Annotated in this window: 21 protein-coding genes; 11 read left to right on the top strand and 10 right to left on the bottom strand. The window is 72.9% G+C overall.

Annotated elements, in window-relative coordinates; all coding sequences use genetic code 11:
• Positions 1–16 precede the first annotated feature (16 nt).
• Both F4692_RS14050 and F4692_RS21270 read right to left on the bottom strand, forming a co-directional pair.
• On the bottom strand, positions 17–712 hold the full coding sequence (locus F4692_RS14050; RefSeq protein ID WP_179620224.1) for an SDR family oxidoreductase: 696 nt from the start codon (positions 710–712) through the stop codon (positions 17–19).
• Positions 709–1,677 (bottom strand): zinc-binding dehydrogenase, encoded by a 969-nt coding sequence (locus tag F4692_RS21270; protein WP_179620223.1) that lies wholly within the window; start codon positions 1,675–1,677, stop codon positions 709–711. Before F4692_RS21270 ends, F4692_RS14050 begins: the two co-directional genes overlap by 4 nt.
• Positions 1,678–1,746: 69 nt before the next feature.
• Here F4692_RS21270 and F4692_RS14040 point away from each other — a divergent pair, with 69 nt between their 5' ends.
• Both F4692_RS14040 and F4692_RS14035 read left to right on the top strand, forming a co-directional pair.
• Positions 1,747–2,988 carry a GNAT family N-acetyltransferase gene (locus F4692_RS14040; RefSeq protein WP_179620222.1) on the top strand — a complete coding sequence of 414 codons (1,242 nt, stop codon included), beginning with the start codon at positions 1,747–1,749 and terminating at the stop codon, positions 2,986–2,988.
• A gap of 30 nt (positions 2,989–3,018) precedes the next feature.
• Complete coding sequence (locus tag F4692_RS14035; protein ID WP_308645308.1) at positions 3,019–3,600, top strand: LOG family protein; 582 nt, start codon at positions 3,019–3,021, stop codon at positions 3,598–3,600.
• Positions 3,601–3,720: 120 nt separating this feature from the next.
• Here the strand turns inward: F4692_RS14035 and F4692_RS14030 are convergent, their stop codons facing one another.
• The 3 genes from F4692_RS14030 to F4692_RS14020 form a co-directional block, all read right to left on the bottom strand.
• Entirely contained in the window at positions 3,721–4,653 is a 933-nt protein-coding gene (locus F4692_RS14030) for a hypothetical protein (protein ID WP_179620221.1), read from the bottom strand.
• A 332-nt stretch (positions 4,654–4,985) separates the two neighbouring features.
• Positions 4,986–6,161: an NAD(P)-dependent malic enzyme gene (locus tag F4692_RS14025; RefSeq protein WP_179620220.1), complete on the bottom strand. Its 1,176-nt coding sequence runs from the start codon at positions 6,159–6,161 to the stop codon at positions 4,986–4,988.
• A gap of 20 nt (positions 6,162–6,181) precedes the next feature.
• A complete protein-coding gene (locus F4692_RS14020; protein ID WP_308645307.1) occupies positions 6,182–6,562 on the bottom strand; it encodes a S24 family peptidase in 381 nt (126 codons plus the stop codon).
• 49 nt (positions 6,563–6,611) lie between these two features.
• Here F4692_RS14020 and sodN point away from each other — a divergent pair, with 49 nt between their 5' ends.
• From sodN to F4692_RS14005, 3 genes are all read left to right on the top strand, one after another.
• On the top strand, positions 6,612–7,013 hold the full coding sequence (sodN, locus tag F4692_RS14015) for a superoxide dismutase, Ni (protein WP_179620218.1): 402 nt from the start codon (positions 6,612–6,614) through the stop codon (positions 7,011–7,013).
• A 216-nt stretch (positions 7,014–7,229) separates the two neighbouring features.
• Positions 7,230–7,646 (top strand): ATP-binding protein, encoded by a 417-nt coding sequence (locus F4692_RS14010; protein WP_179620217.1) that lies wholly within the window; start codon positions 7,230–7,232, stop codon positions 7,644–7,646.
• 1 nt (position 7,647) lies between these two features.
• Complete coding sequence (locus F4692_RS14005; RefSeq protein WP_179620216.1) at positions 7,648–8,499, top strand: RNA polymerase sigma factor SigF; 852 nt, start codon at positions 7,648–7,650, stop codon at positions 8,497–8,499.
• A gap of 10 nt (positions 8,500–8,509) precedes the next feature.
• Here the strand turns inward: F4692_RS14005 and F4692_RS14000 are convergent, their stop codons facing one another.
• Positions 8,510–8,926, bottom strand: a complete 417-nt coding sequence (locus F4692_RS14000) for a hypothetical protein (RefSeq protein WP_179620215.1) — start codon at positions 8,924–8,926, stop codon at positions 8,510–8,512.
• Positions 8,927–9,098: 172 nt separating this feature from the next.
• Between F4692_RS14000 and F4692_RS13995 the strand changes: the two genes are divergently transcribed.
• On the top strand, positions 9,099–9,350 hold the full coding sequence (locus F4692_RS13995; protein ID WP_056601527.1) for a WhiB family transcriptional regulator: 252 nt from the start codon (positions 9,099–9,101) through the stop codon (positions 9,348–9,350).
• 41 nt (positions 9,351–9,391) lie between these two features.
• Here the strand turns inward: F4692_RS13995 and F4692_RS13990 are convergent, their stop codons facing one another.
• Positions 9,392–10,861 (bottom strand): sensor histidine kinase, encoded by a 1,470-nt coding sequence (locus tag F4692_RS13990; protein ID WP_179620214.1) that lies wholly within the window; start codon positions 10,859–10,861, stop codon positions 9,392–9,394.
• Positions 10,862–10,973: 112 nt separating this feature from the next.
• Between F4692_RS13990 and F4692_RS13985 the strand changes: the two genes are divergently transcribed.
• From F4692_RS13985 to F4692_RS13975, 3 genes are read left to right on the top strand one after another with little or no spacing between them, the layout of a single operon-like run.
• Positions 10,974–11,828: a DUF2785 domain-containing protein gene (locus F4692_RS13985; protein WP_179620213.1), complete on the top strand. Its 855-nt coding sequence runs from the start codon at positions 10,974–10,976 to the stop codon at positions 11,826–11,828.
• Between the two features lie 9 nt (positions 11,829–11,837).
• The gene (locus F4692_RS13980; RefSeq protein WP_179620212.1) at positions 11,838–13,547 is read left to right on the top strand and encodes an acetolactate synthase; all 1,710 of its coding nucleotides are present in this window, start codon (positions 11,838–11,840) and stop codon (positions 13,545–13,547) included.
• A 9-nt stretch (positions 13,548–13,556) separates the two neighbouring features.
• On the top strand, positions 13,557–14,036 hold the full coding sequence (locus F4692_RS13975) for a GNAT family N-acetyltransferase (protein WP_308645306.1): 480 nt from the start codon (positions 13,557–13,559) through the stop codon (positions 14,034–14,036).
• Between the two features lie 14 nt (positions 14,037–14,050).
• On the opposite strand, the gene F4692_RS13970 is transcribed toward F4692_RS13975, so the two are convergent.
• Together F4692_RS13970 and F4692_RS13965 are read right to left on the bottom strand one after the other, a co-directional pair.
• Positions 14,051–15,460, bottom strand: coding sequence for a hypothetical protein (locus F4692_RS13970; RefSeq protein ID WP_179620210.1), 1,410 nt, complete (start codon positions 15,458–15,460; stop codon positions 14,051–14,053).
• Positions 15,457–16,020 (bottom strand): RNA polymerase sigma factor, encoded by a 564-nt coding sequence (locus F4692_RS13965; protein ID WP_179620209.1) that lies wholly within the window; start codon positions 16,018–16,020, stop codon positions 15,457–15,459. The genes F4692_RS13970 and F4692_RS13965 overlap by 4 nt, the downstream gene beginning before the upstream one ends.
• Before the next feature lie 69 nt (positions 16,021–16,089).
• On the opposite strand from F4692_RS13965, the gene F4692_RS13960 reads away from it, so the two are divergent.
• Together F4692_RS13960 and F4692_RS13955 are read left to right on the top strand one after the other, a co-directional pair.
• The gene (locus F4692_RS13960) at positions 16,090–16,464 is read left to right on the top strand and encodes a thioesterase family protein (protein ID WP_179620208.1); all 375 of its coding nucleotides are present in this window, start codon (positions 16,090–16,092) and stop codon (positions 16,462–16,464) included.
• 130 nt (positions 16,465–16,594) lie between these two features.
• Complete coding sequence (locus tag F4692_RS13955; protein WP_179620207.1) at positions 16,595–16,789, top strand: hypothetical protein; 195 nt, start codon at positions 16,595–16,597, stop codon at positions 16,787–16,789.
• Positions 16,790–16,857: 68 nt separating this feature from the next.
• Here the strand turns inward: F4692_RS13955 and F4692_RS21955 are convergent, their stop codons facing one another.
• The gene (locus tag F4692_RS21955) at positions 16,858–16,932 is read right to left on the bottom strand and encodes a 50S ribosomal protein bL37 (RefSeq protein WP_369759046.1); all 75 of its coding nucleotides are present in this window, start codon (positions 16,930–16,932) and stop codon (positions 16,858–16,860) included.
• Positions 16,933–16,976: the final 44 nt, after the last annotated feature.

Here is a 16,976-nt window from a genome sequence, read left to right as displayed (position 1 = left end):
GCGAGCGCCGGGAGCCTCAGGCGCCCGGTCGCGGCGCGAGGGGTCGTACGGTCACGTCGGGGATCGTGGCGTCCGAAGGCAGGTCGACGACGTGGAGGATGGTGTCGACGACGGTCTCGGGCCTGATCCAGCGGGAGGCGTCGTAGGTCCTCCCCTCCTGCTCGTGGACCTTCTCCTGCATCGGCGTCGCGGTGCGGCTGGGGTAGACGGTGCTGACCCGGACCCCGAGGTCGGCCTCCTCGGCGCGCAGCGAGTCCGCGAAGGCGCGCAGGCCGAACTTCGACGCGGCGTACGCCGACCACTCCGCGCTCGCGGACAGGCCGGCGGAGGAGTTGACGAAGACGACCGTGCCGCGGGCCGCACGCAGGTGCGGCAGGAGCTCGCGGGTGAGCACGGCGGGCGCCGTGAGGTTGACGGTGAGATGTTCCTCCCACGCGGCCAGGCGCAGCCCCTCGACGGGCGCGAGGTCGACCACCCCCGCGACGTGGAGGACGGAGTCGACCGCCCCGTCGACCTGCCGGCCGAGGCCGTTGAGCGTGCCGGGGTCGGCGAGGTCGGCGACCAGCAGCTGCGCGTGGGGGAAGTCGCCGGCCAGCTCGGCGGCCCGGGCGTCGCTGCGCGCCAGGAGGACGAGGTCGTCGCCCCGGCCTGCGAGGCGCTCAGCCAGCGCTCGTCCGATGCCGGACCCGGCGCCGGTGAGGACGTGCCTCACCGGGTGAACACGATCTTGCCGAAGACGTCTCCCCCGGCCATCGCGGCGAAGCCCTCGCGGGCCTGCTCCATGGGGAGCGTGCGGTCCAGCAGCGGCCGCGTGCCGGTGGCGTCGAGGAACTTCACGAGGGCGTCGAGCTCGTGGCGGGTGCCCATCGTGGAGCCGATGACCGCGAGCTGGAGGAAGAAGATGCGGGTCAGCTCGGCGTCGTCGAGCCGCGGGCCGGACGTCGTGCCGCTGATGACGATGCGACCACCCGGGCGCAGCGAGCGGACCGAGTGGCTCCAGGTCGCGCGTCCGACGGTCTCCATCACGGCGTCGACCTTCACCGGCAGCCGCGCGCCCGACTCGTACGCCTCGTGCGCGCCGAGCTCGACCGCGCGGGACCGTTTGGCCTCGTCGCGGCTGGTGGCCAGCACCCGCAGTCCCGCGGCACGGCCGAGGATGATCAGCGCGGTGGCGACACCGCCGCCGGCACCCTGGACGAGGACGGTCTCGCCGGGCGTCAGACGTCCCTGGGTGAAGAGCATCCGGTAGGCGGTGAGATAGGCGGTCGGCAGGCAGGCCGCCTCCTCGAAGGACAGCGACGCCGGCTTGGGGACGAGGTTGCGACGCGGCACGACCACCTGGTCGGCGAGCGTGCCCTGGTGCTTCTCCGACAGCAGCGAACGACCCGGGTCGAGCGTCTCGTCGCCGCCGCGTCCGGGGTCCCCGATCACGGCGTGCACGACGACCTCGTTGCCGTCCTCGTCGAGGCCCGCGGCGTCACAGCCGAGGATCATCGGCAGCGACTCCTCGCGCAGCCCGACGCCCCGCAGCGACCAGAGGTCGTGGTGGTTGAGGCTGGCCGCCTTCACCGTCACCGTGGCCCATCCCTCGGGCGCCTCCGGGGCCGGCCGCTCACCCACCACCAGGCCCGCGAGCGGGTCGTCGGAGGAGAAGGACTCGGCGTAAACGGCGAACATGCTCCGACCCTAGCGACCCGCAGTCGTTATCGGGTTGCGGGTCCCGGCACCGCACGATTGGCTGGCCGGGTGAGCATCGACGTGCGACCCGCGCAGGACTTCGACCGGTTCCTGGCCACCGACCAGCTCGTCTGGTTCGGCGAGGAGACCGACTCCGACGCCGAGCACGTCCGGCTCGGCCTCCCCGAGGACCAGCGCTTCGCGGCGGACCTCCCCGACGGACCGACCGACACCCACAGCGGCGTCTACGGCGTACGCCCGATGGAGATGTCGCTGCCCGGCGGCCGGGTCGTCCCGATCGCCGGGCTCACCTGGGTCGGCGTCCACCCGGACTGCCGCCGTCGCGGCGTCCTGACCGCGATGATGACCGACCACCTCGCCCGCACGCACGACGCCGGTCTCGCCGTCTCCGCGCTCCACGCCAGCGAGGCCGCCATCTACGGCAGGTACGGCTACGGCAACGCCGTCCTGACGCTCCAGGTCGAGCTCGGTCGCGGCACCACCTTCACCGCACCCCACCTCGAGGACGACGCCGCGCGCACGACCACGCACCTGGTCACCATGTCCGGGCCCGGTGTCACGGAGCGGATGCGGGCCTGCCAGCTCGGCTCTGCGCCCGACCACCCGGGCACCATCGTCGGCTCGCCCGACTACTTCTCGCTGATGGCCCTCGAGGCGCCGGAGCAGCTCCGCGACAAGGAGCGGCGCCGGGTCCTGCTCGCCCGGCGCGACGGCCGCGACGTCGGCTTCGTCGGCCTGCGCCGCGAGCACAAGTGGAGCAAGGCGCGCCCCTCCGGCACGGTGACGGTCGGCACGTTGTGCGGCGACCCCGCCGCCCGCCTCGCACTGGCCCGCCGCGTCGTCGACCTCGACCTCATGGGCACGACCCGGCTCGAGAATCTCGGCGTCGACGACCCCGTCCTCGACTGGGTGGGCGGCCCGCGCGGCACCGGGTCGCTCGAGACCTGGGACAGCACGTGGGTCCGCCTCGTCGACCTCGCTCACGCGTGGTCGCTGCGGACCTACGAGGACGACTGCGACGTGGTCGTCGAGCTGGCCGACCGCTTCGCGCCCTGGAACGCCGGGCGCTGGCGCCTCGCCTGCTCCGGCGGCACGGGCACCGCGACGCGCACCGACTCCCCCGCCGACCTCAGCCTCGACGTCGACGTCCTCGGTGCGGGCTACCTCGGGCGCGGCATCGGCTCCCGGCTGCGCGCCGGCCTCGTGCAGGAGCACCGGCCCGGCGCGTACGCCGAGCTGGCCCGCGCGATGCGGACCCTCGTCGCGCCGGAGCCGTCCATCGGGTTCTGAGCCCTCCTGGCCCTCCTAGACTCCGGTGCCGTGAGCCCAGCCATCCGCCGCCTCGCCGTCTTCTGTGCCTCGAGCAGCGGGGTCGACCCCGCGCTGGTGCGCGCGACGTACGCCGTGGGTCGCGGCCTCGCCGAGCGCGGCATCGGGCTCGTCTACGGCGGCGGCGGGCACGGGCTGATGGGCGAGGTCTCGCAGGGCGCGCTGGACGCCGGCGGCGAGGTGGTCGGGGTCATCCCGCGGTCGATGATCGAGCGCGAGTGGGGGCGCGACGACCTCACGGAGCAGCACGTCGTGGAGACCATGCACGAGCGCAAGGCGATGATGGCGGACCTCGCCGACGCCTTCCTGTGCCTGCCGGGCGGCCTGGGGACCCTGGAGGAGATCATCGAGGTGTGGAGCTGGCGCTCCATCGGGTTCAACGACGACCCGGTCGGCTTCCTCGACCTCGGCGGCACCTGGACCCCGCTGCTCGACGCCATCTCCGGCCTCGTCGACGCGGGCTTCGTCCGGCGCGAGCTGCTCGACGACGTCGTCGTCGCCGACGACCTCGACACCGCCCTCGCCGGGCTCAGCGCCCGGATCGGTGTGCCGCCGGGGACGAAGCGCGCCTGACGCCGGCGCGGTCCTCCCCGTACGGGCCGGGCCGGGCCCGTCAGCGGCGTCAGGGGTGCAGTACGTCCGGCCATCGGTGAGCAGGCCTCGACGGCGCGCCTGCGCGGATCGTCCTCGGTGTCACTGGACCCCCTGCGCGCAGACGGCCGCGCCCTCCGAGCTCGTGGCGACGACCGCGATCCCGTAGTGGCACACCCCCAGCCCGTACTCGCGGCCCACCCCAGCAGAGCCCGTCCCCCGTTGCAGGACCCAGAACGCCGGTCGCTCCAGCTCGGCCATGACTGTCGTCATCATCGACTCCGGCACGTAGACGTAGTAGTCGGCCGAGCCGCCGAAGGCCGTCTCGTCGTAGCTCTGGTAGCCGGTCGCTCCCGGCGACAGTGAGTCGTCGAACCCACTTCCACGAGCCGTGGCCGCAACGCAGTAGGACGTGTCGACGAGGTTGGCGTCCCACCCACTGCTTCCCTCGGAGGTGGAAACCTCCAACGGGTCCATCTTGTAGCGCCCGCCCAAGGTCGCGGACACGGTGGCGTTCTGGCAGAACGCGGACGACATCGGGAGCACGGGAGCGACCTGTGTGAAGTCCGGAGAAGCGTTGCGCCCGGGAGTGCGGTTGGTGATCGCGCCACTCCCGTTGATCGAGAAGAAGATCTTGGCCTCGCCGAGCTGCTGGTCGAGCGTGTTGTACCCGATGTCCTCGACGAACAGGTCGGTCACCCGGGCGCTGAAGCTTGCGCCGTCGCTCGCTCGCGTCCAGGAGTAGTCCATCGAACCACCGGACGGGGGAGGAGGCGGGGCCGGCCGGGACGTGACGTGGGTGGACTTGCTGCACTTCTTCTTGACGCATGCCTGGTAGGAGCGCGACGTGTCGTCCATGCGGACCCGGAGGGCGAAGGCTCCGCGCTTGTTCGCCCGCGCCTTCTTGACCTTGGACCACCCCTCCGTGCCGTCCAGCCGCTGCTTGAGCACGACCCGCGCTCGCGTCGGCGAGTGCTTGACCCGGCCGCGCACCACGAAGGCCTCGCCGGAGATGACGCTGTTCGGCGCGCGCAACGACACCTTCACGCGAGCCCGGGGCGAAACGGGACCGGGCGTGCGCGGCATGGCGACCGCCGCGCGACTGTCTGTCGGTGTTCGTTCCGACGCTGACGCGCCGGCCCCGGCCACGGCGGATACGACGACGAGAGCAAGGGCCGCCACCCTCGAGGCGTTGCGAATCGGCCGCGTGTGCGAGAGGAGGCTCGAAGGATCCATGGCCGCACGCTAGACGCCGGCGGCCCCGGCTCCGACCGTTTTCGCGAATCGCTGGTTCTGACACCGGCTCCGAGGGAGGCGCACTGCCTGCGTGCGCCGCGACGCGGTGCTCGGCCCTCCGCCGAGCTGCGTCAGCGGCGCGCGACGCCGTCCGCCCGCGCCGCCGCCGAGACGGCCTCGCGCACGGCTCCGGGGACCCGCGGGTCGAAGGGCGAGGGAATCACCAGGTCCTCGCGGAGGTCGTCGCCGACGAGCTCGGCGAGCGCGGTCGCGGCCGCGACCTTCATGCCCTCGGTGATCGCCGTGGCGTGCACGTCGAAGGCCCCGCGGAAGATGCCGGGGAAGGCCAGCACGTTGTTGATCTGGTTGGGGAAGTCGGAGCGTCCCGTCGCGACCACGCGGGCGTACCGGTGCGCGAGGTCGGGGTGCACCTCGGGGGTCGGGTTCGCGAGCCCGAAGATGATCGCCTCGTCGGCCATCGACGCGACGATCTCCTCCGGCACCTGGCCACCGGACACCCCGATGTAGACGTCGGCGCCGGCCATCACGTCCGCGAGGCTCCCCCGGCGGCCGAAGTGGTCGGCGGTGTCGCGGGCGAGGGCCGCCTTGACCTCGGTGAGGTCGGAGCGATCGGAGCTGAGCACGCCCTGCCGGTCGAGCACGGCCACGTCCCTCACGCCCGCCTCGAGCAGGATCCGTGCGACGGCGACGCCCGCGGCGCCGGCGCCCTGGACGACCACCCGGGCGGTCGCGGCGTCACGGCCGGTGAGCCGCAACGAGTTGGTGAGCGCCGCGAGGGCGACCACGGCCGTGCCGTGCTGGTCGTCGTGGAAGACCGGGATGTCGAGCCGCTCCTTGAGCCGGGCCTCGACCTCGAAGCAGCGGGGCGCGGAGATGTCCTCGAGGTTGATCCCGCCGAAGCTGGGCGCGAGCCGCACGACGGTCTCGATGATCTCCTCGACGTCGGTGGTGTCGAGGCAGATCGGGACGGCGTCGACGCCGCCGAACTGCTTGAACAGCACCGCCTTGCCCTCCATCACGGGCATCGCGGCCGCCGGCCCGATGTCACCGAGGCCGAGGACCGCGGTGCCGTCGGTCACGATCGCGACCGTGTTGGGCACCCACGTGTAGTGCTGCGTCATCGACGGGTCCGCCGCGATCGCCTCGCAGACGCGGGCGACGCCGGGCGTGTAGGCGAGCGACAGCTCGTCAAGCCCGTTCAGCGCGACCGTCGAGACGGTCTCCATCTTGCCGCCGACGTGGAGGTCGAACACGGGATCGCCAGAGTGGGGGTGCGGCACGGCCATGCCCGGGATACTGGCACAGCTCAGCGTCGGCGGAGCCTGCGTCCCACACGTGGCGAAGGCCACACCCGAGCCCGCACGACGGCGTGCACGTCGGCCTCGGGCACCACGCCGCGGTGGCGCGAGTCCACGCCCTCCTCGGGGTTGTCGCTGAGCAGCCACCAGCCGGCTGCGCCGGAGCGGGTACGCCGCCGCTCGACGGCCCGCTTCACCGTGAGCGTGCCGTCCACGAACCGGGCCACGACGAGGTCACCGGGACGGATGCGGACCCCGTACGCCACCAGCAGGAGGTCGCCCTCGCGCAGGGTCGGGAGCATCGACCTGCCCCGGACGACCGCGGTCCCGAAGGGTGCCCGTCCGGCCCCACCCCGCGGGACGAGACCCCGCTGCCGACGCCGTTGCACGCGGAGTAGTGTCGCAGCAGGACGCACCTTCCCGATCGAGAGGAACACGATGCTTCGCCACCTGCTTGCCCCGACCGTCGAGGTCTCGGCCCACTGCGACCTCCCCTGCGGTGTCTACGACCCCGCCCAGGCGCGCATCGAGGCCGAGTCGATCAAGGCGATCATCGCCAAGGTCGCCGACAACGACGACCCCGACTTCCGCACCCGCGCGATCCTCATCAAGGAGCAGCGCTCCGAGCTGGTCAAGCACCACCTGTGGGTGCTGTGGACCGACTACTTCAAGCCCCCGCACTTCGAGAAGTACCCCCAGCTCCACACGCTCGTCAACGAGGCCACCAAGCTCGCCGGCGCGTCCGGCACCAAGGGTGAGCTCGACGCCGGCAAGGCCGACGAGCTGCTCGCCAAGATCGACGAGATCGCCGAGATCTTCTGGGAGACGAAGAAGGCCTGAGCAGACGCGACGGAGTCGCGACTGCTCGGACCTTCTTCCGAGCAGCTTGCTGCTTCGTGTTCGAAGCCCAGCCCGCTTCGTCAGTCCAGTGAGAGGACCCGTCACCCATGTGGGTGGCGGGTCCTTCGCGTCCCACCCCGATCACGCTCGACCGCCGCCCCCTCCGGTTAGGGTGTGGCGCAGCAGACCAGCCACGAGGACGGGACACGGACGCAGATGGCAGAGAACACGGGGGGCGCCCGCGCCGACGTCGAGCTCCGGCTTCCCGCGGAGGGCGCCTTCGCCACGATCGTGCGCACGACGGCCGCCGGCCTGGCCGCCCGGCTCGACTTCACCATCGACGACATCGAGGACCTGCGCATCGCGATCGGCGAGGCGAGCGCACTGGCCATCCCCGAGGCCGACCCCGGCACCGACCTGGTCGCCTGCTTCTGGTTCGGTCGCGGCTCGATGACCGTCGAGCTCGAGACCGAGGCGATCGACAACCCCCCGCTCGACACCGAGAGCTTCGCCTGGCAGGTGCTCGACACGATGGCGCAGGACGCGTCGGCCGGATCCGAGGGTGGGCGCTTCCGCGTCCGCTTCACGGTGACGTCGGCGGTCGCTGCGGGATTGACGGGTGCCGAGCTCTGACATGAGCCATCCGACGGGGGACACGGGGGACGACATGGTGGCTGCTGAGGCCGTCGCGGACCGGGGGCTCGACGACGACGTCGTGCTCACCGGCCTCGACCACGTACGCGCGCGCAGCGCCGAGCTGTTCACGATCCTCCGCGACGAGGACGCGAGCGCCGCCGCACGGTCGGTGGCGCGCGACGACCTGGTGCACCTGCACCTGTCGCTGGTCGAGCACTGCGCGCGGCGCTTCCGCAACCGCGGGGAGCCGTTCGAGGACCTCGTTCAGGTCGGGACGATCGGCCTGATCAAGGCGGTCGACCGCTTCGAGACCGACCGCGGGGTGGAGTTCTCCACCTACGCGACGCCGACGGTCATCGGCGAGATCAAGCGGCACTTCCGCGACAAGGGCTGGGCGATCCGGGTCCCACGCCGCCTGCAGGAGCTCCGGATGCAGATCGGCGGGGCGACCGGGGAGCTGACCCAGAAGCTGGGCCGCTCCCCCACGCCGCGTGAGCTCGCCGAGGTCATCGGGTGCACGGTCGAGGAGATCATGGAGGGCATCGAGTCCTCCCACGCCTACGCGACGCTGTCGCTCGACGCCTCCGACGACAACGACGAGGGTCCGCCGGCGATGCTCGCGACCCTGGGCGTCGAGGACGCCAACATCGAGCACGTCGAGATCCGCGAGTCGATCAAGCCGCTGCTCGAGGGCCTGGGTGAGCGGGAGAAGCGCATCCTGCTGCTGCGCTTCTTCAAGAACATGACGCAGTCCCAGATCGCCGAGGAGATCGGCGTGTCCCAGATGCACGTCTCACGGCTGCTGACCCGCACGCTCGCCCAGCTGCGCACCTCGCTCGAGCAGGACTGAACAGGTCTGCTCAGGAGACGGTGTCCTGCTCCTCCAGCACCTGTGTGGTCGCGGGGTGCAGCAGGCCGGCGACCACGACCAGCGCGGACGCCGCGAGGGCCAGCGGGAGCACGACGCTCCACACGTCGCGGAAGTTCCACGCGAGCCCGAGCTGGATGAGCTGCGCCATCACCACCGGACCGCGCGCCCAGCGACGCATCCGCCACAGTGACCAGGCGCACCAGGCGAGGCCGGCTGCGGCGGCGAGGAAGAACAGCGTCGTGGTGACGCCCATGGTGAGACGGATCGCGCGGAGGTTGACCACCTCGAGCAGGCCCAGCGCGAGCAGCGCGCACGCCTCCACGCCCACCAGGGAGGCGGCGACGACGAGCGGCGGGGGTGGGGTGGCGTCTGGACCAGGGGGGACGTCCGGGGGCGTAACGGGCACTGGGCAACAGTAGTTGTGACGGACACGACCACCGTGGGGGGTTGTGTGAACGTTCAAGTCTTGCGAGTCTGGACGCTGCCCACGTCGGTGATCATCGGCGTGCGCCCGGGCCCAGCTGAACGTCCGACAACAGCACCTGCCTGTGAATCGAGAAAGAGGGATTCCCCCACCCATGGATTGGCGCAGTCGCTCTGCCTGCCTCGACGAGGACCCCGAGCTGTTCTTCCCGATCGGCAACACCGGACCCGCGATCCTCCAGATCGAGGAGGCCAAGCAGGTGTGCCGACGCTGCGAGGTGCGCGAGCAGTGCCTCGCCTGGGCCCTCGAGGCCGGCCAGGACCACGGAGTCTGGGGAGGCCTCAGCGAGGACGAGCGTCGCGCGCTGAAGCGCCGCAACGCCCGGGCCCGCATCCGCACCGCCTGAGCCTCCCCACGAGGCTCGGTCCACAGCGGTCCCGGCAGGACTCAGTCCAGGGGTACGTCCGCCTGGACGCGGGTGCCCCGGCTCCCGGGGCCGATCTCCAGCACGCCGCCCAGCTCGGACTCGACGAGCGTGCGCACGATCGACAGGCCCAGCTGGGTCGAGGCGTCCACGTCGAAGCCGTCGGGCAGCCCACGACCGTCGTCCTCGACGACGACGTGCAGCCGCCCGACGATGCGGCGCGCGGTGACGACGACCCGGCCCTGCGCCGGGCCGGACGCGCCGGCGTACCCGTGCTCGACCGCGTTCTGCAGCAGCTCGGTCAGCACCATGGCCAGCGGCGTCGCCGCCTCCGACGAGAGCTTGCCGAACGAGCCCTCGCGCACGACACGCACCGGCACCTCGACGCCACTGACGTCGACGACCATCGAGCCGAGCCGGTCGGCGATCTCGTCGAAGTCGACGGTCTCCTCGACGGCGTGGCTCAGTGTCTCGTGCACGATCGCGATCGAACCGACGCGGCGCACGGCCTCCTCGAGCGCTGCCTTGGCGTCCTCGGCGGTGGTGCGACGCGCCTGCAGGCGCAGGAGCGCCGCGACGGTCTGCAGGTTGTTCTTCACCCGGTGGTGGATCTCGCGGATCGTGACGTCCTTGGTGACCAGCTCGCGGTCGCGCCTGCGCAGCTCGGTGACGTCACGCACCAGCAGCAGCGCCCCGCTGCGGTCGCCCTGCGGGCGCAGGGGGATGCTCCGGACGATGAGGGTCACCTCGTCGGTCCCGACCTCGGTCGCGCGTCCGTCGCGCCCGCCGAGGACGGCGCTGAGCGTCTCCTCGTCCGGTCGCTTGCGGGCCGGCACCAGGTCGCGGGTGAGCTCGGTGAGCAGGAGCCCGGCCAGGTCGCCCTGCAGGCCGAGGCGGCGGTAGGCCGACAGCCCGTTGGGGCTGGCGTACACCACCCGCCCGGCGGGGTCGAGGCGGACGAACCCGTCCCCCACCCGCGGCGAGTCGGCGTGGTCGCTGCGCTGGTCGGAGAGCGGGAAGTGGCCGGCGGCGATCATCTGGGTGAGCTCGGCTGCCGTCTGGAGGTAGCTGAGCTCGAGGCGGCTCGGGGTGCGTACGCCGAGGAGGTTGGTGTTGCGCGCGATGGTCGCGATCACCCGGCCGTCGCGTCGCACCGGGATCACCTCGACCCGCACCGGCACGTCGTCGCGCCACTCGGGGTCGCCTTCGCGGACGAGCCGCCCGGTCGCGAACGCCTCGTCGAGCATCCGGCGGCGCCCGGTCGGGATGAAGGTGCCCAGCACGTCGTCGACCAGCGCCGTGGGTCCGGTGGTGGGGCGCATCTGGCCGCCCGCCCAGTAGCCCTTGCCCTCCCGGTCGGGCAGCCAGAGGACGAGGTCCGCGAAGGACAGGTCGGCGAGGATCTGCCAGTCCGCCATGAGCAGCTGGAGCCACGACACGTCGTCCTCGACGAGGTCGGTGTGGGCTCGCACGAGCTCGTGGAGGGACGGCACGCGGTCAGCCTAGGACGCCACCCGGACGGGGACGGACCGGGGACGGACCGGGGACGGACCGGGGACGGACCGGGCTGGGGGTCTGTCGCCGGAGGCTGGCAGGATGGGGCGCATGTCGATCGGCTACTGGGACCAGGTGCAGGCAGCCGGGTTCGAGGTCCCGTCGGACCGGCCGCTGGACGACCTGACGGCCGAGCTCACCGCCATGCTGGGCTCGACGCAGCCCGAGGTGCGCGACGGCACCGCCTACCCCGCGCTGGCGACGTGGATCGACAAGGGCGTCTACGACGACCTCCTCGTCGGGCTCGGCGACGGCATGGCGGCCGGCCTGTCGGTCGGGCTCGGCGAGTCGGGCACCGACACCGTCTTCCGGCGCAGCTTCAGCGCGCTCGTCGTCGCCGAGTGCCTCGAGCGCACCAACGAGCACCACCTCGTCCCCGCCGCCAAGGTCCTCGACTGGGGCGACCGGATCGCTGTCTGGTTCCTGAGCGAGGCCGACACCCGTGGTTTCGTCCCCGGCAAGGGCTGGGCGCACGCCATCGCCCACGGCGCCGACACGATCGGCGCACTCGGCGAGTCCCCCCACCTCGCCGGCCCGGAGCACGCCGTGCTCCTCGACGTGCTGGCCGAGCGGCTGCTCCAGCAGCCGGCCGAGGCGCCGCTCGCCTCGGGAGAGCCGGACCGGATGGCCGCGGCCGCCATGCGCATCCTGCGCCGCAACACCCTCGGGACCGAGGTGCTGGAGCCCTGGGTCCACCGCATCGGGGCGGCCGGCAACCCCTTCGGCGGCCCGGTCGACCACGATCCGTTCGCACCCACCGCGGCGGCGCAGGCGTTCCTGCGCGCGCTCTTCGTGCACCTCTCGCTCGCCCCCGAGCCACCGACGGTCCGTCCCGACCTGCTGCTGGTCGTGATCGAGGCGCTCCGGATGACCAACGCTCCCTACCTGCGAGTAGGCACCGGCTAACCTGCGGGCATGAGCGAGATCACAGGCGAGAGCGCCGCAGGCGCCGCCGGGGACAGCACCGGGGAGATCAGCGGCCACAGCGGCGAGCTGGCCGTCCACGTGGCCCGCGCGCACGGCGTGGAGACGATGTTCACCCTGTCCGGCGCCCACGTCTTCCCGATGTACGACGGCGCGGTCAAGCTCAACCAGGAGGGCGAGCCGCCGCAGATGCGGCTGCTCGACGTACGCCACGAGCAGACCGCCGCGTTCGCCGCCGAGGCGACCGGCAAGCTCACCCGCGTCCCCGGCCTTGCCGTGCTCACCGCCGGCCCGGGCGTCACCAACGGGATCAGCGCGATCGCCCAGGCCCAGTTCGCCGGGTCGCCGATGGTCGTCGTCGGCGGGCGCGCCCCGCAGAACCGCTGGGGATCCGGCTCGCTCCAGGAGCTCGACCAGCCACCCCTCATCGCCCCCGTCGCGAAGTCCGCAAGGACCCTGATGACCGCCGGGGAGGTGGCGTCCGGCATGGACGAGGCGTTCACGCTGGCCCGCTCGAGCCACCGCGGCCCGGTCTTCGTCGACGTCCCGATGGACGAGTTCTTCAACTCCTCGACCGGCACCGTGGGCTCCGGGGAGGGCACCCGCGTCGAGCCGGACCCGGACGCGATCGAGGCCGTCGCGCGCCTGCTCGCCGACGCCGAGCGACCGGTCCTCGTCCTGGGCACCGACGTCTGGGCCGACCACGCGGAGGCAGCCGCGCTGCGCCTCGTCGAGGACCTCGGCATCCCGACCCTGACCAACGGCATGGGCCGCGGCCTGATCCCCGGCGGGCACCGCTCGCTGGTCACGAAGGCCCGCGGGGCCGCGCTGTCCGGCGCCGACCTCGTGGTGGTCGTCGGGACCCCGCTGGACTTCCGGCTCGGCTACGGCGTGTTCGGCGGCAAGGACGGCGCGACGCCGGCGCGGGTCGTGCACGTCGCCGACTCCCCCGCCCAGGTGGCCGCGCACGCCGACCTCGCCGGCTCGGTGTCCGGAGACCTCACGACGATCCTCGACGGCCTGCAGGCGGCCATCGAGTCGGGCGACAAGCCCGACTGGTCCGACTGGTCCGACCGGTTGGCCGACCTCGTGCGAGCCGCCGCCGCGCGCGACGCCGAGCTGCTCACGGCCGAGGCCGACCCGATCCACCCCGCCCGCATCTACGGCGAGCTCGTGCCGCGCCTCGCGGACGACTCCGTCGTGATCGGCGACGGCGGCGACTTCGTGTCGTTCGCCGGGAAGTACGTCGAGCCGCAGCGTCCCGGCGGCTGGCTCGACCCCGGCCCCTACGGCTGCCTCGGCGCGGGCCTCGGCGCAGCCATCGCCGCGCGGCTGGCGCGTCCGAGCGCCCAGGTGACCCTGCTGCTCGGCGACGGCGCCGCCGGCTTCTCGCTGATGGACGTCGACACCCTCGTCCGCCACGACCTCCCGGTCGTGATGGTCATGGGCAACAACTCCGCGTGGGGCCTGGAGAAGGGCCCGATGCAGATGCTGTACGGCTACGACGTGGTCGCCGACCTGGCCCAGCGCACGCCGTACGACCAGGTCGTCTCCGCGCTCGGCGGAGCCGGTGAGACGGTGACCGACCCGAGGCAGATCGGGCCCGCCCTCGACCGCGCCTACGCCGCTGGCGTGCCCTACCTCGTCAACGTGATCACCGACGTGGAGGCGGCCTACCCCCGCAACACGTTCGGCATCTGAGTGGCACCCGTGGAGCTGCGGCGCATCCGCCCCGACGAGCACGCCGCCGCCGGCGACGTGTGCGTGGCGGCCTACGAGCCGTTCCTGACCGGCGCTGAGGACGACTACGCCGCCCGGCTCCACGACGTGGCGACCCGCGACGCGCAGGCGGAGGTCTGGGTCGCGGTCGACGGCGACCGGGTCGCGGGGCTGGTCACCTTCTGCCCGCCGGGATCGCCGTGGCGCGAGATCGCCCGCGCGGACGAGGGCGAGTTCCGGATGCTCGCGGTCGACCCGGCCGCGCAGGGCGCCGGCGCCGGGACGGCGCTCGCCCGGCTGTGCGAGGAGCGCGCCCGCGAGCACGGCGCGACCGGGATGGCCCTGTCGTCACTGGCGACGATGACGTCGGCCCACCGGGTCTACGCCCGCCTGGGCTACGAGCGCGACCCCGCGCGGGACTGGTCGCCGGTGCCGGGCGTCGCGCTGCTGGCCTTCCGCAAGCGCTTCTGACGGGCGCGACCGGCTCAGCAGTCCCGTGCGGTCGACGTGTCGGTGACGTCGGCGAAGCACACCTCGCCGGCGGGCAGTGCCACCATCTCGGTGGAGGACACCATCGCCCAGAAGTACGCCCGCCACCTGGCGTCGTCCTCCGCCACGACCGTGACGAGGGCGCCGTCGGTGGTCAGCCACGTGCGGTGCGACGCGTCCGTCGTCAGCGGGACGTCGCCGACGGGCGCCAGCTCCCGCAGCGCGTCGCCGTCCTGCGCGAGCACCTGGAAGACCGCCGGGTCGGTGGCCGACCGGACGACGACGGACGCACCGTCGTAGAAGATCCGCGTCGGCTGGGTCGTCATGACCCGCGGGTCGGCGACGTCGATCGGGTGCTCGAGCGTACGGCCGTCGCCCCCCTGCACGACCAGCGTCGGCTCCCCCTGCTGCTCGAGGCGCGCGACGTAGCGGTAGCCCTCGGTCCACCGGAACTCCTCGCCCGGCCCGAAGAACTCGGTGGCCTCGGGGCCGAGCACGGGCAGGGCGTCCCGAGCGCCGGGCTCGCACGGCCGGATGGCCCCGCGCGGGGTCTCGGCCACGCAGCCGGCGTCCTGCGGGCGCAGCACGCCCTCCGCGTCGAGCACCCAGCGCCACGCGTCGAAGACCATGGAGGCCGGACGGGTCGCGGTCATGTTGGGGCCCTCCGCGAAGGCGTTGACCGACCGGCCGGAGTAGAGGCTGCCGTCCTCGAACCAGTAGGTCTGGCTGCGCACCAGCTCGTAGTACGGCGTACGGCCACCGTCGACAGGCGTGTTGCCCATCAGCAGGAGCTCGGGGTCGCTGACCGCGGCCTGCACGAGCAGGCCGTCGCGCAGGTCGAAGACCATCGGGTAGGACGGCTCCCCCGGACCGCCCATGCTGTCGAACGGCAGCACGAGCTCCTGGTCGCCGTCGCCGTCCGCGTCGATGGGATCACGCGCGTAGGTCCCGATGGTCGTGGACAGCCGGGCGACGCCGTAGGCGTCCTCGCCGGTGGTGCTGAGGGTCGTCTCCAGCCGGATCCGGCCGTCGAAGTCCTTCGTCTCCTCGGCCCGGAACCGGACGGTCTCGTCGACGCCGTCCCCGTCGAGGTCGAGGACCGCCGGGCTGGAGTCGCTGCGCACCTGCCAGTCCCGCCCGACGTCCTGCGGGAGCTCGACCTGGGGTCCGGGCTCCGGCGCCACGTCGTCGGACCGCGGGTCGGGGGCCAGCCCCTGGAGGACGACGCCGAGCACGAGCAGCACCGCCGCGGCGGTGGCGAGCAGCACCCACGGCGAGCGCCAACGGGGACGCAGCGGCACGACCGGAGCGACCGGGCCGAGGTCCTCGGGACGTACGAGCTCGGCGCGGGCGGCGAGGGCGGCACGCAGGCGGTCCTCGAGGTCCATGACGTCGTCGGTGCTCATCGCTCCTCCTCCCCCTCGATCTCGCGCAGGGACTTCTGCAACGCCACCAGCGCGCGGCTGGCGGTCGACTTGACGGTGCCCTGGCTGATGTCCAGCGCGGCGGCGATCTCGGCCTCGGTGAGGTTCGACCAGTAGCGCAGCACCAGGACCTCGCGCTGGCGTGGCGCGAGGCGACGCAGCGCGACGATCACCTCGCGGTGCTCCTCGGCCAGGACCGCGCTCTCCTCAGGTGACGGCGGACCCGTGTCGCGGGGTGGCGCGTACGCCCGGGCGGTGCGCCGCCTCCGCAGCGCGGACCGGGCGGTGTTGACCACCGAGACCCGCAGGTAGGCCAGCGCCCTCGACGGGTCCCGCACCGCCTCCGGGCGCCTCGCCAGCGCCGCGAACGCGTCCTGCACGACGTCCTCGGCGGACGCGAGGTCGTCGACGAGGAGCACCGCGAGCCGGACCAGGGCGAGCCGGTGGGCGGCGTAGAGCTCGGTGATGTCCACCGACGCCTCCACCCCCGTGCCCATGCCCGTCCCCACTCCCGTCCCCGCGTGCGAGGTCCTCGTGCTCATGTCTGGTAGACGTACGTGCGTGCCTCAGGTTGCCCCACCGACCCGACTTTCTCCCGGAAGGCCCCGCCGATGACCTCTCCCGAGCCCGCCACGCTGACCTTCACCGTCGGAGAGGACGACACCGCCGTCGCCGTGGGGAGCGGGTCGCTGCCGGTGCTGGGCACGCCGCGACTGCTGGCCTGGCTCGAGGCAGCGACCTGCGCCGCGCTCGCGGGGACCCTCCCGGTGGGGTCGACGAGCGTCGGCACCCGGGTCCAGGTCGAGCACCTCGCCGCGAGCCCGGTGGGCGCCCGGGTCGAGGTCAGCGCGTCGAGCGCCTACGAGGACGGGCGGCTGCACCGCTTCACCGTCAGCGCCCGCGACGCCGCCGGCGGCAAGGTCCTCGCCGCCGGCGAGATCACCCGCGTCGTGGTCGACGCGGAGAGGTTCATGACGAGGCTCTAGACGAGCGTCAAGGCAAGCCTGACTAGACCACACGTCGGGATCGGTGCGTGCTCCGCGTCCGGACCCCGGAGGCATGGGAGGCTTCGAGCCGCGTGCGCGGGGGCGCGCGCCCGGACCCAGGAGGGACCACATGGACGACGTCCTGCGCGAGGCGCTGGCGACGCTGGGGCAGCGCATCGAGATGGCGGAGCACGAGCGGCGCGTCGCGGTCGACGAGGTGCGCGCCCTGCTGAGCGAGCACGGGGGCGACCTCCACCTGCCCCACGTGTCGGCGCTGACGCTGCTGTCGCAGCCGACCCTGGGCGACATGGTCCGCGACGCCTGACCCGGCCCGGACGTGCAGAAGTCCCCGCCGCTGGCGGGGACTTCTACGGTGCTGACGTCGAGTGACGCTCAGGCGTTGGGGCGCTTGCCGTGGTTCGCGCCCTTCTTCTTGCGAGCGCGGCGCTTGCGTCCGGTCTTGCCCATGGTGGTCCTCCTGGAATCGGTGCTCGGAGCAGTGTCTCAAATCC

The organism is Nocardioides cavernae, assembly GCF_013410035.1.
Classification (GTDB): domain Bacteria; phylum Actinomycetota; class Actinomycetes; order Propionibacteriales; family Nocardioidaceae; genus Nocardioides; species Nocardioides cavernae_A.
Note: the sequence above shows the minus strand (reverse complement) of the source record. Positions and strands in the feature narration are given on the sequence as shown.